This is a genomic window from Paenibacillus sp. USHLN196 (assembly GCF_037144955.1).
Lineage (GTDB): Bacteria > Bacillota > Bacilli > Paenibacillales > Paenibacillaceae > Paenibacillus > Paenibacillus xylanexedens_C.
The window spans coordinates 292898-306545 of record NZ_JBBCYH010000005.1 but is presented as its reverse complement, the minus strand read 5'-3'; the positions used below and the strand labels follow the sequence as shown (position 1 = coordinate 306545).

13 protein-coding genes are annotated in these 13648 nt (G+C 46.3%); 11 read left to right on the top strand and 2 right to left on the bottom strand.

All coding sequences use genetic code 11. The features are described 5' to 3' along the window. Window positions 1-102 precede the first annotated feature (102 nt). Both pdxR and WFI24_RS14865 read left to right on the top strand, forming a co-directional pair. A complete protein-coding gene (pdxR, locus tag WFI24_RS14870; protein ID WP_336761924.1) occupies window positions 103-1623 on the top strand; it encodes a MocR-like pyridoxine biosynthesis transcription factor PdxR in 1521 nt (506 codons plus the stop codon). Window positions 1624-1709: 86 nt separating this feature from the next. Then, the gene (locus tag WFI24_RS14865) at window positions 1710-1967 is read left to right on the top strand and encodes a hypothetical protein (protein ID WP_336761922.1); all 258 of its coding nucleotides are present in this window, start codon (window positions 1710-1712) and stop codon (window positions 1965-1967) included. A gap of 100 nt (window positions 1968-2067) precedes the next feature. On the opposite strand, the gene WFI24_RS14860 is transcribed toward WFI24_RS14865, so the two are convergent. Beyond that, window positions 2068-3942: a S8 family peptidase gene (locus WFI24_RS14860; protein WP_336761920.1), complete on the bottom strand. Its 1875-nt coding sequence runs from the start codon at window positions 3940-3942 to the stop codon at window positions 2068-2070. Window positions 3943-4224: 282 nt separating this feature from the next. On the opposite strand from WFI24_RS14860, the gene WFI24_RS14855 reads away from it, so the two are divergent. The 6 genes from WFI24_RS14855 to thiI all read left to right on the top strand — a co-directional run bounded on the left by WFI24_RS14855 (window position 4225) and on the right by thiI (window position 9080). Then, window positions 4225-4731: a YpuI family protein gene (locus WFI24_RS14855; RefSeq protein WP_145323225.1), complete on the top strand. Its 507-nt coding sequence runs from the start codon at window positions 4225-4227 to the stop codon at window positions 4729-4731. A gap of 166 nt (window positions 4732-4897) precedes the next feature. Next, the gene (locus tag WFI24_RS14850; RefSeq protein WP_076211597.1) at window positions 4898-5116 is read left to right on the top strand and encodes a DUF1540 domain-containing protein; all 219 of its coding nucleotides are present in this window, start codon (window positions 4898-4900) and stop codon (window positions 5114-5116) included. A 36-nt stretch (window positions 5117-5152) separates the two neighbouring features. Further along, window positions 5153-5566 (top strand): hypothetical protein, encoded by a 414-nt coding sequence (locus WFI24_RS14845; RefSeq protein WP_442956224.1) that lies wholly within the window; start codon window positions 5153-5155, stop codon window positions 5564-5566. A 190-nt stretch (window positions 5567-5756) separates the two neighbouring features. Then, entirely contained in the window at window positions 5757-6512 is a 756-nt protein-coding gene (locus WFI24_RS14840) for a lytic transglycosylase domain-containing protein (RefSeq protein ID WP_336761916.1), read from the top strand. Window positions 6513-6684: 172 nt separating this feature from the next. Then, on the top strand, window positions 6685-7833 hold the full coding sequence (locus WFI24_RS14835) for a cysteine desulfurase family protein (protein WP_336761914.1): 1149 nt from the start codon (window positions 6685-6687) through the stop codon (window positions 7831-7833). A gap of 5 nt (window positions 7834-7838) precedes the next feature. Beyond that, window positions 7839-9080 (top strand): tRNA uracil 4-sulfurtransferase ThiI, encoded by a 1242-nt coding sequence (thiI, locus tag WFI24_RS14830; protein WP_336762250.1) that lies wholly within the window; start codon window positions 7839-7841, stop codon window positions 9078-9080. A 121-nt stretch (window positions 9081-9201) separates the two neighbouring features. Here the strand turns inward: thiI and WFI24_RS14825 are convergent, their stop codons facing one another. Then, window positions 9202-9912, bottom strand: a complete 711-nt coding sequence (locus WFI24_RS14825; RefSeq protein ID WP_336761912.1) for a TerC family protein — start codon at window positions 9910-9912, stop codon at window positions 9202-9204. Between the two features lie 87 nt (window positions 9913-9999). Between WFI24_RS14825 and WFI24_RS14820 the strand changes: the two genes are divergently transcribed. The 3 genes from WFI24_RS14820 (at window position 10000) to typA (ending at window position 13472) form a co-directional block, all read left to right on the top strand. Continuing rightward, window positions 10000-10659 carry a TerC family protein gene (locus WFI24_RS14820; protein ID WP_145323217.1) on the top strand — a complete coding sequence of 220 codons (660 nt, stop codon included), beginning with the start codon at window positions 10000-10002 and terminating at the stop codon, window positions 10657-10659. A gap of 297 nt (window positions 10660-10956) precedes the next feature. Next, window positions 10957-11451, top strand: a complete 495-nt coding sequence (locus tag WFI24_RS14815; protein WP_336761909.1) for a hypothetical protein — start codon at window positions 10957-10959, stop codon at window positions 11449-11451. Between the two features lie 176 nt (window positions 11452-11627). Further along, entirely contained in the window at window positions 11628-13472 is a 1845-nt protein-coding gene (gene typA / locus WFI24_RS14810) for a translational GTPase TypA (protein WP_145323213.1), read from the top strand. The last annotated feature ends 176 nt before the right edge of the window (window positions 13473-13648 follow it).

The window sequence follows — 13648 nt, the reverse complement described above, 5'->3', positions numbered from 1 at the left end:
CTCATCTCCTGTTATTCACTGTTATACTGATATTATAAACTATAATAGACGGACTGCACTATAACAGTAAAATGAAGATCATAACAGTTGGGGGGAGCACGTATGCATATTGAATTAAAACGGGGAAGCAGTACCAAATTGTACGTGCAGATTGCGCTAACGATTGCCGATCGCATCAGATCAGGACTCATTGAACCCGGAACCCGACTTCCTTCTGTTCGTAAAATGACCGCCGATCTGGGTGTCAGTCTGGTCACTGTATCCAAAGCGTATGCTGAACTCGAGGCCATTCAATTGATCACCTGCTCCCAGGGTAAAGGTTGTTATGTAAGAGGTTCGTTGCACACGGATCAGACGGAGGAGCTGGACCGGACGCAGCGGTTGAATGGTAATAGTGAATCCAGTACGCCTTGGAATTGGCAGATGGCACTGGTGGATTATTTACCAAGAGCACAACTCTGGAGACATTTTGATACGTCACCTCAAGTACGGGTTGAACTTCATATGTCAGCGATTCAGCCTGAACTCTTGCCTACACGCGAGATTATCGATAGTGCCTACCGCCTTTCCTCGGATCATGCAGAGCGTATGGCGGCGTATGGATCTTTTCAGGGAGATCGGGAACTCAGACAGACCTTTGCGGAACATTTTGCCGAGCGTGGACTACAGGTGACACCTGAACGCATGCTGATTACAAGTGGCGCCCAACAAGGAATTGATCTGGTGGCACGGACTTTTGTTGGACCCGGCGATGTAGTGTACATGGAGGCGCCGAGTTACACTGGAGCCATTGATGTGTTTACAAGTAGAGGTGCGAAGATCATCACGGTCCCGATGGACGACGAAGGTATGCGTATTGATCTGTTAACCCGGTTATGTGATACATACCCTCCCAAGTTGATCTATACAATCCCGACTTATCATAATCCAACAGGCATTACGATGAGTGCAAGAAGACGAGCACAGCTCCTGAATCTCGCGCAAAGTTACCACTGCCTCATTCTGGAGGATGACCCGTTTGCAGATCTTTATTTCCGTGACCCTCCCCCGGCTTCCATTAAATCGATGGATGGGACAGGTCACGTTGTGTACATCAAAAGCTTCAGCAAGGTGTTATCTCCTGGTTGCCGTATAGCCTGCGCTATTGCAGACGGAAGTGTATTGACCCGGCTTGTGGCTGCGAAATCTACGGCCGATTTGGGGAGCCCGCTCCTTACACAGAAGGCATTGCAATCCTTTATTCAGAATCAGTACGGAGTGTATGTATCCCGCTTGAGGGATGAACTGTATTCTCGCTTATGTGCAGCAGCTGAAGTACTGAAAGAGCATGCTCCTCCGGGGATGCACTGGCGTTTGCCGGATGGGGGACTCAATCTGTGGCTCCAACTGCAGGATAACTTGGATATGCGTGAACTTCATCGTCAGTCACTTGCCGCCGGGGTGTCTTTCCTGCCGGGTTCCGCCTGTTATGTGGGTGAGACGGATACATCAAGTCTGCGTATTTGCTTCACCGTGACGAGCGCTGAGCTTTTGTGTGAAGGGCTGCGTGTACTGTGCGATGTCATTGACAAGGTTACACCTCGGGAAGGTGGGACAATGGCGGACAGGCTACCGCTTATATAATTTTTCGGAGTATGGACATACATCCAATCCACTTTCGACCTGCTGCAATAGGTTATAGTATCACCAGAAAGGGAGTTGGTTTTGAAATGAACCATTACTGTCCACCGCTTTGTCCGATTGTCTGTGACCCGATCCAGGTTGTTGAGGATTACTACATCCCACAAATCGTGCCTGTAATTCACCCGATTGAAGTTATTAAAAAACATCACTGCGTTCCCATTCACCACCACATGTACCCAGTTGTTGTCAAAGAGGAAGATTCTTGCTATGTATCCAGTCACAACGCGAAGAAAAAATCCATGAAAAAATCAAGCAAAGCCCGCACAACTTCTCGCAAACGCTAATCGCAGCGGGTGCCCCGGGGAATTGGATATAAACCAAAGAGCAGCGTACGCCCCGGGGCGCAGCTGCTTTTGTATTTTTTACAGATTATCCACATTACGCTTACTGCGTATACTTTTTCATCGTATTATCCATTTGTTGTCTGACATGCTGGGGCCAGAACTGCAGAGGAGCGCTGTTGCCTGATGCGGCTTGCAGTGCTTTATAGACATCGATCTGCCCATAGCCGAAATACTTATCGTGACCCGGATCACCGAGGTCAATGACACTTTGGCGCATGAGATCCATCACTTCCGTGTTGGTTAAGTCCGGGTTCAAGGAACGAATCAATCCTGCAAGTGCTGCTACATGCGGGCTAGCCATGGATGTACCAGACAAAGCTGCATACTGATTGTCCGGATACGTACTTGCGATACTGGACCCTGGGGCCATCACATCCACATAATCCCCGTAATTGGAATAGGAAGCTTTGCTCATATCCGGGTCCGTAGCGGACACGGCAAATACTTCCGGATAGGCAGCAGGGTATCCTGGACGCTCGGTATTATCGTTCCCTGTAGCTGCAATCAAGACGATATCCCGGTCAAAAGCGTATTTAATGGCGTCATGAAGAAATTGGGCATCAGCGTAATTGCCAAGACTCATGTTGATGACTTTGGCTCCATGATCAGCTGCCCAAATGATTCCTTCAGCAACGGCATACGTGGTGCCTGAACCAGAGTTGTCCAGTACCTTGACCGGAAGTACCTTGTTATACCAGCTCATGCCTGCCACGCCTTCGTTATTGTTAACAATAGCGCCGATAATGCCGGCAACGTGTGTGCCATGTCCCACATCATCCAGCGGTTGGCTTCCCGGATCGACCACATTATATCCCTCCAGGAGCTTGCCTTTCAGATCAGGATGATTCAAATCAACCCCTGTGTCGACCACTGCAACGATAACGTCCTTGTTTCCCTTGCTAATATTCCAGCCGCGATTTGTCTCAATTGCAGGCAGGTTCCACTGATAATCGGAGAACAAAATATCGTTGGGTATCGTTACATCTGTTTGTTCAGTTACAGTGTCATTGGTTAAATACATGTAGTGGGGTTCCATATAGAGTGGATTCCATTTGCTTTCGAAATAGTTATGCAATTGCTTGTAATTCATGTGTTCTGACCGAAAAACATACGTGTATCCCAGCTTACGCGCAGACTGCGTTCTTAGATCAGATTTAATGATACGCATATCCCGGTCACCAGGATCCTGCCGAAAACGGATAACAATTTCATTTTCGTAAAAATGACTGGCATTGGCATTGTCGTGCCCTGTTTTTACCGTGATTTCGTTAAGGGTATCCGGGTGAACGGACTCAATTTTGAACTTACCTTCACGCGGATATGGGATCATGCGCAGATTTTTGCGTTGGTGTTGCTCAACAGCACTCAATACGTTCTGACTGAACAAGGCAATCACAGCTCTTTTACCATCTTTCGAAGGTTGCCCCATCACAAAGTATTTTTCTTTTCCCAAAGGGAAAGAAGAGGATTCGAAGCTTTGACGTTTGTTTACCGCTTTTTTGGCAAGGTTTAGAGCATGTTCAAGCTTCTGTTGCTCCAGCTTGCTACCTTGCTTGGATGCCTGATCAAATGGCTTGTTGAATGATCCGTTGGTATCCATGAGATGAATGGATCGAATATGTTTATGCGAACGTTGGAGATCCTTCACGTATTGATTAAACTGCGCAGTATTCATAGTGGAGGTTTTCTCCAGCATGATACTGAGGTGCTGTTTGGCATCCATGCGGGTCAGAAGATCTGTTGCTTTGACATCCTGTACTTTCAGTCGCTGTTTGTTCGTGTGCTCATCATGGGCAGAGTCGGAAAGGGCGCTTGGCTTAGGTTCGGGACGATTGGATGTTGGAAGCAGAAGAGTCAGGGCGAGTGCTCCCGCACCAGCTGCTATGGCCCAGTTAATCCATTTCGGTCTGGACATGGGGATGGAACCTCCTTCGTTCATTTTGGACAATCATCAACAGTGCTTCATCATTGTCACTGGTTGTATCTATCGTTAGGATAAGCGGATATTTTTATGCAACCGAGTTCGAGTCTAACTGCACATAATAGGCATGTTTGATGGTAGAAACGGAAAGCCTGATTAAGGGATACCGCTCGTCATCTTTTTATGGTAGGATTATAGCTGAGAATTCAAAGGTCAGGGGAAAACCACCGTTGGCCGACCTATATGTAAGGACTTATTTAAGGGGGAGCTACCTTTATGTCAGCAGCCAATGTACAGAAAACATGTGAGTCAACTAGGGAAAAGTTAAAACCGGCTATCGATCGGATCGAAAAATTTTTGAATGAAAATGCCTTGCCTGAACTGGATCAGAATCAGACGGAAGAATCAACAGCCTTCTACAAAGGATTTCTTTCAGATCTCCGTCATTTGCTCGTTTTTTCTGAAGTTTCTTACGAAAAACTTGGCGTTGTGCTGCGTCGTGCCAACTTTGATGTCGATTTTGCCGAAAAGGCTCTTTATAATACGTATCACCAATGCGTAAACAGCTTTTTCTATCCTAAAAATGAATGTTATTCTGAAGACGGAAGATATGCTTATACGGGACAAGATGCCATTCGTTTCCGTGACAAGCCAATTCGTTCGGTACGGGATGTCATTCTTGAGGTTTCCAAAACGTACGAAGAATTGCGCGATGATCTGGCATATTATGAAAGTGACTACCTGACTCAGCGCCGTATGCAGAATCAGCGTAATCACGCCTAATTCCTGTTAAAACCTGATATGAAATTGGACAAAACCGCCCTTGTGGCGGTTTTTTTGTGTCTTTATATAAGAATCAGATCAGGATGAGATCATGTCATCATCTGGCATTTCGACGGGGAATATCGGTTTTGTGGCGGGGAGACAATAGTACTCGAGGTGATAAAAAATGAGCCAAGACAAACCTATAGTCAAATGCAGCGTCTCCAACTGCAACTTTTGGGGAGAAAACAACTTCTGCCAAGCTGATGCCATCATGATTGACATTGACCAACATGCCACCCGTCGTCTGCATGAAGAATTTGCCGGTGAAACATTTGACTCTGACCACCATGATCATGCACGTACATCCTCTGCAACATGCTGTCACACGTTCAAACCTAAGTGAGCAGTCATCCCTATTTCATAACGGAGGTGCTTCCAAATGGAAAATGACGATAATAAGTTTAATTTTAAAGATCGCCCTGAAACCAATGTAGAAGGTGAAAAACAGCGTATGCGTGTCGATTATCCAAGAAAAACACATCGGGAAGAATATGGGGCAGAGGTCGCTCCTCCGACTGTGGTAAGAACTGGAGGCACCGAGCGTTCTGAACACGTACCTGAGAAGCATGAGGCAGACCGTGTTATGGAGTCAACAGGCAAGGTCGCGGGTTACATGGGGCTTGCCTTCGGGATCGCGTCCTTATTCATGTGGTCAATCGTACTTGGACCGGCAGCAGCCGTACTGGGTTACTATGCCTATGTGAATGGCCGGAAAACAGCGGGAGCTTGGTCCATTGGACTGGGTATTGTAGCCACGCTCAGTTATTTTTTCATGATTCCATTCGCTCGCTAGAGTATACAATTGTTCATTCAACAGCCTTCTGTTCTCACCCCAATGTGGTGATATACAGAAGGTTTTTTTCGTATATGTGCAGGTTAGGCGGCGTGATTCATTTATTTTTTTGAAAACAATGGAACCTTGCTGTAAAACGATGTAGAATAAGGTCATAATACGCTTAATTATACGGGAGTGGATATAACGCATGCAGATTGATCCACGCGGATCGCGGCAGTTGTTGGAACTGCAATTGTCCAATGTGAATAATAACCAAACCAATGGATCAGCCCCAGATGCTGGTTCAACAGTGGATTTTGCCAATATGATGGACGGGCTGTTAGGCACGGGTTCCAATTCGACGAACATGAATGGTTCAACCGAAACGGTCTCCAAAAGATCCAGTGATGGTCTTTTGTGGCTGCAACTTGGAAGCACGTACAATCCGGATATGAATACGGCAGGGGCGTCCTCTGTCTCCAATAACATCGTTGATTCTGTATTAACTTTATCCAATACCGGCATGGTGGATTCCGGGGCATCTGTACCTACGGATTTTGAATCTTTGATTGCGGAGGCAAGCGCCAAGTATGGTGTTCCTGAATCGTTGATCAAAGCCGTCATTGATACAGAATCCAATTTTAACCCGAATGTGGTGTCCTCCGCAGGTGCCAAGGGTCTTATGCAATTAATGGATGGCACGGCTGCAGGGCTGGGTGTGAGTAATTCATTTGATCCTGCCCAGAACATTGATGCGGGTACTAAATATCTTTCCCTTCAGCTCCAGCGTTTTGGTGGAGAAGTGAAGATGGCACTTGCAGCATATAATGCAGGACCGGGTCGTGTTTCACGTCTGGGTGTGTCGAGTGATAGCGAACTGATGAGTGTGCTTAACCGTCTGCCTTCAGAAACTCAAAATTATATCTCCAAGGTGGAGAAGGCACAGTCTAAATATGTGATCTAAAATCACAGAAAGACATTGGCGATAACCATCATAGGCAGGATGAGATCAAATGTGGGGACAGTGGCGCTTAAAACCGTCTGTTCCCAGTTGGTCTTTTTGTGTTGTATGGGTATCGTGTTACAATGCTCACAGTAGATTCATGAACGAAGAGATAAGGGAGGTCTAACCTCATTTGAAATATTTTGATTATGCTGCAACCACACCTCCCCATCCGGATGTGATTCGTACGATGGCCGAAATTATGGAGACACAATTCGGAAATCCGTCCTCCATTCATGGATATGGAGAGCGTGCAGATCAATTGTTGCGTCGTGCTCGATCCGGCTGTGCTGCCGCAATAGGTGTTAAGCCTGAAGAGATTGTGTTTACTTCCGGTGCGACCGAGAGTAATAATCTCGCGATAAAAGGTGCGGCATTACGTTATCAGTCACGTGGCAAACACATCATCACAACAGCTACCGAGCATGCCTCGGTGTATGAAAGTTTTATGCAATTGCAGCAGTGGGGATGGGACGTGACGCTAATTCCTGTCAATTCCGATGGTGTGGTGAATGCTCAGCAGGTTGTAGAGGCGATTAGGCCAGACACGGTGCTTGTGAGTCTGATGCATGTAAACAATGAAACAGGGGCCATTCATCCGATTGGAGAGATCGGCAAACAACTCAAAAAGAAAGCACCACGCGTGCTCTTCCATGTGGATGGTGTGCAAGGGTTTGGAAAAATGGAAGCAGCACCTGCCGCTTGGGGGGCAGATCTGTACAGTCTGTCTGCTCACAAGATCCGTGGACCCAAGGGAGCTGGCCTCCTGTATGTGCGAAGTGGAGTGGAGCTTACGCCATTATTGTCAGGTGGATCACAGGAGCAGGGCCTAAGAGCAGGCACAGAGAACGTGGCCTTGCTGGTAGGTATGGCAAAGGCCATGCGGATGGCAGCAGAAGATCAGGTTGATTTTGCCCGGCGTACAACGGTGTTCCGTGATCGATTAATGGAAACGATACGTGCCATTCCTGAATTTGAATTGAACAGTCACCAAGGGGGGGCACCTCATATTGTGCACTTCTCCTATCCTGGGATGAAGGCAGAAGTGGCGCTGCACACCTTGGAGCAACTGGGCGTAACGATATCCACCCAATCGGCCTGTTCTTCACGTTCGGCTGAACCGAGTCGGGCTCTGCTTGCGATGGGCAGAGATGCAGCTTGTGCTGGTGGCGGATTGCGTATTAGTCTTGGAGATGAACATACAGAAGAAGATGTAGCCTTGCTTGAACAGGCTTTACATCAGATGGTGGCGCAGTTGCGGCCCCTCGAAAGGCGGATGTAATGGATATGAAATATGATATGCTGCTTCTCCGTTTCGGAGAGTTTATGTTAAAAGGGAAGAATCGTGCCCGATTTGAAAAAACGATCATTACACAGGTGAAAGCTTTGCTTAAACCTTATCCAGGAGCGAGCCTTCGTAAAGAATATGGCCGTGTCTATGTAGATCTCGGCGGTGAATCACATACTGAACTGATTAAGGTGCTGAAGCGGGTATTCGGTGTAATGTCGATTAGTCCGGTTAAAGTCACTCCATCCGAGCTTGATGAAATTGTGAAAACAGCAGTTGCGTTTATGGACGAAAGAGAAGATGAATTCAAGGAAGGCACCACATTCAAGGTGAATGTAAGACGAGTATGGAAGGAGTTTCCGAACTCTTCACATGAAATGAATCATTTGGTTGGTTCCCCGATCCTTCGGAAATTTCAGCAATTAAGTGTTGATGTTCGTCAACCTGATATTGAACTGCGAGTGGAAATTCGGGATCAGGGCACCTATATTTTCAATGAAACCATTCCGGCAGTAGGTGGGTTTCCACTGGGTACGAATGGAAAAGCGATGGTGCTGCTGTCAGGTGGAATAGACAGTCCCGTTGCAGCTTGGTCTTCCATGCGCCGTGGACTGGAAGTGGAATGTGTCCATTTCTACAGTTACCCGTTCACAAGCGAGCGTGCCAAAGAGAAAGTCATTGATTTGGCGCGTGCCCTTGCTGATCATGCAGGAACAATTAAGCTGCATCTGGTTCCATTTACAGAGATTCAAACGGCATTTACCCAACTGGGTCAGGATAACCTGATTATTACGCTGATGAGACGTTCAATGCTACGAATTGCCTCCAAACTTGCCGAGCGTGAGCGTGCACTCGCACTGATTACCGGGGATAGCCTGGGGCAAGTAGCGAGTCAGACTCTTCCGAGTATGAATGTCATTGGTCGTGCGACGGATCTGCCATTGTTGCGACCACTGGTTATGATGGATAAACAGGAGATCATCACCCTATCGAAACAGATCGGAACGTATGACATATCTATTTTGCCATATGAGGATTGCTGTACTCTCTTTGTGCCAAAGTCACCTTCAACCAATCCAAATCTTCGGATTGTGGATAAAATTGAATCGACAATGAGCCTGTTGCCGGAGTGGCTGGATCAGGCGGTAGAGCAGACAGAAACGATCACACTGCATGCTGGTGAAACTTCCGTGGTATCCAATCAAACAGGTGATAATGGATTGAAGGATGATTGGTTCTAAACTCAATAAAAATTAGCGTGGCTGACATAATAAGGGCTATGTTAACTACAAAAAAGGACTGTCCGATGTAATATCGTTCAGTCCTTTGCTGTATTCAGAAGACATTTTAGATTAGATACCCCTATGAATAGGAGCGCTGCTGTTCTCCTCCAGATCCCTTGTTGCTGGAGCAGCTGGAGCGTTTGCGATAACCGGCAAAGACTACACCTGCAATAACGACAACGATGAAGAGAATGCGCAATGCCGGATGTTCAGTAAAGTAAGGCAAGAGTCGCTGCTCCTCAGTAATCATATTGGAAGCCGTATACCCGAGAACGATGGCTCCAACATAGATGATCCAAGGGAAATGATTGATGAGCTTGATAAACAGGGTACTACCCCAGACAATGATCGGTACGCTGATTAAGAGTCCGAGAATAACAAGCACGAGATGCTGCTGCGCAGCTCCAGCGACTGCAATCACGTTATCTAATCCCATGGCTGCATCCGCGATCACAATGGTACGAATAGCGGTCCATAAGGAAGTTCCCGCCTGAATATCATTGTGTTCATCCCCCTGATCCGCCAATAATTTATAGGCAATCCAGATCAGAAGTATGCCCCCTACAAGCAAGAGCCAAGGAACCTTAAGCAACCATAACACAACAACCGTTGCCAAAATTCGAATCAGAAGAGCACCGCCAGTTCCGTATAAAATCGCCTTTTTCTGCACGGAAGGGTGCAAATTTCGAGCTGCCAGGCCAATGACGATAGCATTGTCTCCAGCCAGAATGAGATCAATAAAGACAACGTTCAACAAAGCCAGCCAGAATGTGGGACTAAATAGCTCCATGGGATATGTCACTCCTTATATACTGTTCAATCATTAAGAATAGCATGGACAACTCTGACATACAAGTTAATGTGGGGGGATGAGGACATGGATACGCTATGGCTGTTAACTGAGATTTTAATGATCAATCTGGTACTAAGTGGAGATAATGCGGTTGTTATTGCGCTTGCCAGCAAGGATCTGCCACCGATACAACGTAAAAAGGCGGTATGGTGGGGGGCTTTTGGTGCGGTAGTGTTACGCTGCGTATTAACCTTCGTAGCAGTATTATTGCTGGGAATTCCGTTTATCCAGGCCGCAGGTGGGCTGCTGTTACTGTGGATTGCAGTGAAGCTGTTGCTTCAAAATGATGATGAAGTACATATTAGAGAGGCTTCGACGACCTGGAAAGCCATCCAAACGATTCTGATTGCCGATTTTGTAATGAGTCTGGATAATGTCTTGGCTATAGCAGCTTTGGCGGATGGGGATCTGGCTTTGATCGTCATCGGGATTGCCATCAGTATTCCTATTGTCGTATGGGGGAGCGGTCTAATTGTTGGTTTGTTGAAGCGATTTCCGATTCTGGTATTCGTCGGCTCAGGCATTCTGGCCTTCACAGCAGGTGAGATGGTAATGAAAGATCCCAAGTTGGGAGAATGGCTGGGAGGAATGGCATCAGAGGTGCATACGCTACTACCCACAGCGATGGCTTGTCTGGTAGTTGCGGTTGGAGGCGCACATAAATTTGTGCGGAAGAACGCCTAGTTTGATTTTGAATAATTGCTTGGACATAGGGCCGTCTAAACCATCTGGTTTAGGCGGTTTTGTGTGGAGAGAAATATCTTTTCCATAGAGTTCTCATTGGGCTAGTCATAAGTTGCAGATTTTAGGGTAATACAGGTAAAGGGAGCAAGCAAGGTGCGACATAAAGTATAGTTTTTTGCCGAAACATCGGATACACTAGAAGCAGGATTACAGGTTAGGAAACCAACAGTCATCATGGAATGCGCATCGATTATAAGAGTAAAAGTACATAGCCAATGGTATAAGAGGTGATTGCAGATGAGGATGAGAAATGAAAAAGCGATTGGATTATTTATTGTAGTTGCGGGGATTATTATTCTGCTTGGCAAGTTTGGTGTGTTTGGATTCATTGGTCGTAATTTCTGGCCTTTGCTGATCCTGCTACCAGGCATCGCCCTTCATGCGTTATATTATGCGCGTATTTCACCATCGTGGTCACTTGTTCCTGCCGGCATACTAACGGTGTATGGTGTTTTATTCAGTATAACGAATACATGGGGTGCAGGACTCATGAGCAGGCTGTGGCCAGCATTCTTGCTGGGGATTGCCATAGGTTTACTCGAATATGCAATGGCTGAGCGGAGAAGACCGGAATTTATATTACCTGCGGCTTTAATCCTTGGTGCGGTGTCCATCATATTATTCGGATTCACCCTGCTTCAAACGGGAATAATCTATGTGCTGGCTGTCCTTTTGATCTTGGGCGGAGCCTGGTTATTGCTTGGTCGAGGGCATCAAGGGAGAGGCTGGTAACATTCCCAGTGGTCTTTTCGTGCGAAATATCTTGATTTTTACCTATAATAAACTATAATATAAGGGATATAGACATGCGTCGGGATATCACCGACGCTTATTTTGTGAGTAACCTGCGAAATTGCGGGAAGTTTAGTAGATAAGAATTGAAATTGGAAAGGATATGGATACAAACCATGCATTCAAGAGAACACATTCGCAATATTGCGATTATTGCCCACGTCGACCACGGGAAAACTACGCTCGTCGACAAGTTGCTCCAGCAATCCGGTACTTTCCGTGATCACGAAACGGTACAGGAGCGCGCAATGGACTCCAACGATTTGGAGCGTGAACGCGGTATTACGATTTTGGCCAAAAACACGGCTATAACTTATAAAGATTACCTGATCAACATTGTGGATACACCAGGACACGCCGACTTCGGTGGTGAAGTGGAACGTATCATGAAAATGGTTGACGGCGTATTGCTCGTTGTTGATGCATATGAAGGCTGTATGCCACAAACGAAGTTCGTACTTCGTAAAGCCCTGGAGCACAACCTGACACCAATCGTTGTTGTAAATAAAATTGACCGTCCAGCGGCTCGTCCGACTGAGGTTATTGATGAAGTACTGGACCTGTTCATTGAACTGGGTGCCAACGATCAACAACTTGAATTCCCTGTTGTATATGCTTCCGCATTGAACGGAACATCCAGCATGGATAATGATCCTGCGAAACAGGACGACAACATGATGGCGATCTACAATACGATCGTTAGTCATATCCCTCACCCAACAGAGAATGTTGAAGAGCCACTTCAATTCCTCGTTACTTTGATGGACTACAATGAATACCTTGGCCGTATTGCCATTGGTCGTGTTAACCGCGGTGTGATCCGTCAAGGACAATCGGTAACGGTTATTATGCGTGATGGTAAAAGTAAAACTGCACGTATCGAGAAACTGTTTGGTTTCCAAGGTCTCAAGCGTGTTGAGACAGAAGAAGCAGGAGCAGGCGACATCGTTGCGATTGCAGGAATCAAGGACATCAACATTGGTGAAACCATCGCTGATCCGAACAACCCAGAAGCACTTCCAGTTTTGAAAATTGATGAGCCTACACTGCAAATGACGTTCCTCGTGAACAACAGTCCATTCGCAGGTCGTGAAGGTAAATGGGTAACTTCCCGTAAACTTCGTGAACGTTTGTTCAAAGAGTTGGAAACAGACGTTTCTCTTCGTGTTGACGAAACGGAAAGCCCGGATGCATTTGTCGTTTCGGGACGTGGTGAGCTTCACTTGGGTATCCTGATTGAAAATATGCGTCGTGAAGGATATGAGCTTCAAGTATCCAAACCAGAAGTTATCGTAAGAGAAGTTGACGGTAAGAAAACAGAGCCTATTGAGCGCTTGTTGATTGATATCCCTGAAGAGAGCATGGGTTCCGTAATGGAGAGCCTGGGCGCACGTAAAGCAGAGATGGTTAACATGGTCAACACAGGTAGTGGTCAAGTTCGTCTGGAGTTCCTGATTCCAGCACGTGGTTTGATCGGATATAGCACAAACTTCCTGACATTGACTCGTGGTTACGGTGTTATGAACCATGCATTTGACAGCTACGCTCCGGTAGTGTCCGGTCAAGTGGGTGGACGTCACCAAGGTGTACTGATCTCAACTGAAACGGGTACATCTACGTTCTATGGAATGATGGGCGTTGAGGATCGTGGTACGCTCTTCCTTGAGCCTGGAACAGAAATTTACGAAGGTATGATCGTTGGTGAGCATACACGTGACAATGATATCGTTGTCAACATTTGCAAAGAAAAACAACTGACTAACGTTCGTTCTTCAGGTAAAGATGATACGGTTAAAATTAAAACTCCGATTATCTTCTCGTTGGAACAGGCGCTTGAATATCTGAATGACGATGAATATTGTGAGATTACACCAAAATCTATTCGTCTTCGTAAGAAGATTCTGAACAAATCCGAGCGTGAACGTGCAGAGAAACAACGCAAAATGGCTTCAAAATCTTAATAACAACAAAATAATTTATATAAGTTAGCATTTGATGGAACACAGAAGTTAACGATGTTATGCACAGTGGAAGTAGTGAAGGGATCGGAATCGATTCTGCAGAAGCGAAGCGTTCGCCTTTATCTCCGGATTTTACCATTGAGTAAATGGATCAAAAAAATCTGGGGATAACAGCG

Bases quoted from the DNA above. Each gene is read 5' to 3' on its own strand.
- pdxR (WP_336761924.1), top strand. From the start codon at position 103: ATGCATATTGAATTAAAACGGGGAAGCAGTACCAAATTGTACGTGCAG.
- WFI24_RS14865 (WP_336761922.1), top strand. From the start codon at position 1,710: ATGAACCATTACTGTCCACCGCTTTGTCCGATTGTCTGTGACCCGATC.
- WFI24_RS14860 (WP_336761920.1), bottom strand. From the start codon at position 3,942: ATGTCCAGACCGAAATGGATTAACTGGGCCATAGCAGCTGGTGCGGGA.
- WFI24_RS14855 (WP_145323225.1), top strand. From the start codon at position 4,225: ATGTCAGCAGCCAATGTACAGAAAACATGTGAGTCAACTAGGGAAAAG.
- WFI24_RS14850 (WP_076211597.1), top strand. From the start codon at position 4,898: ATGAGCCAAGACAAACCTATAGTCAAATGCAGCGTCTCCAACTGCAAC.
- WFI24_RS14845 (WP_442956224.1), top strand. From the start codon at position 5,153: ATGGAAAATGACGATAATAAGTTTAATTTTAAAGATCGCCCTGAAACC.
- WFI24_RS14840 (WP_336761916.1), top strand. From the start codon at position 5,757: ATGCAGATTGATCCACGCGGATCGCGGCAGTTGTTGGAACTGCAATTG.
- thiI (WP_336762250.1), top strand. From the start codon at position 7,839: ATGAAATATGATATGCTGCTTCTCCGTTTCGGAGAGTTTATGTTAAAA.
- WFI24_RS14825 (WP_336761912.1), bottom strand. From the start codon at position 9,912: ATGGAGCTATTTAGTCCCACATTCTGGCTGGCTTTGTTGAACGTTGTC.
- WFI24_RS14820 (WP_145323217.1), top strand. From the start codon at position 10,000: ATGGATACGCTATGGCTGTTAACTGAGATTTTAATGATCAATCTGGTA.
- WFI24_RS14815 (WP_336761909.1), top strand. From the start codon at position 10,957: ATGAGGATGAGAAATGAAAAAGCGATTGGATTATTTATTGTAGTTGCG.
- typA (WP_145323213.1), top strand. From the start codon at position 11,628: ATGCATTCAAGAGAACACATTCGCAATATTGCGATTATTGCCCACGTC.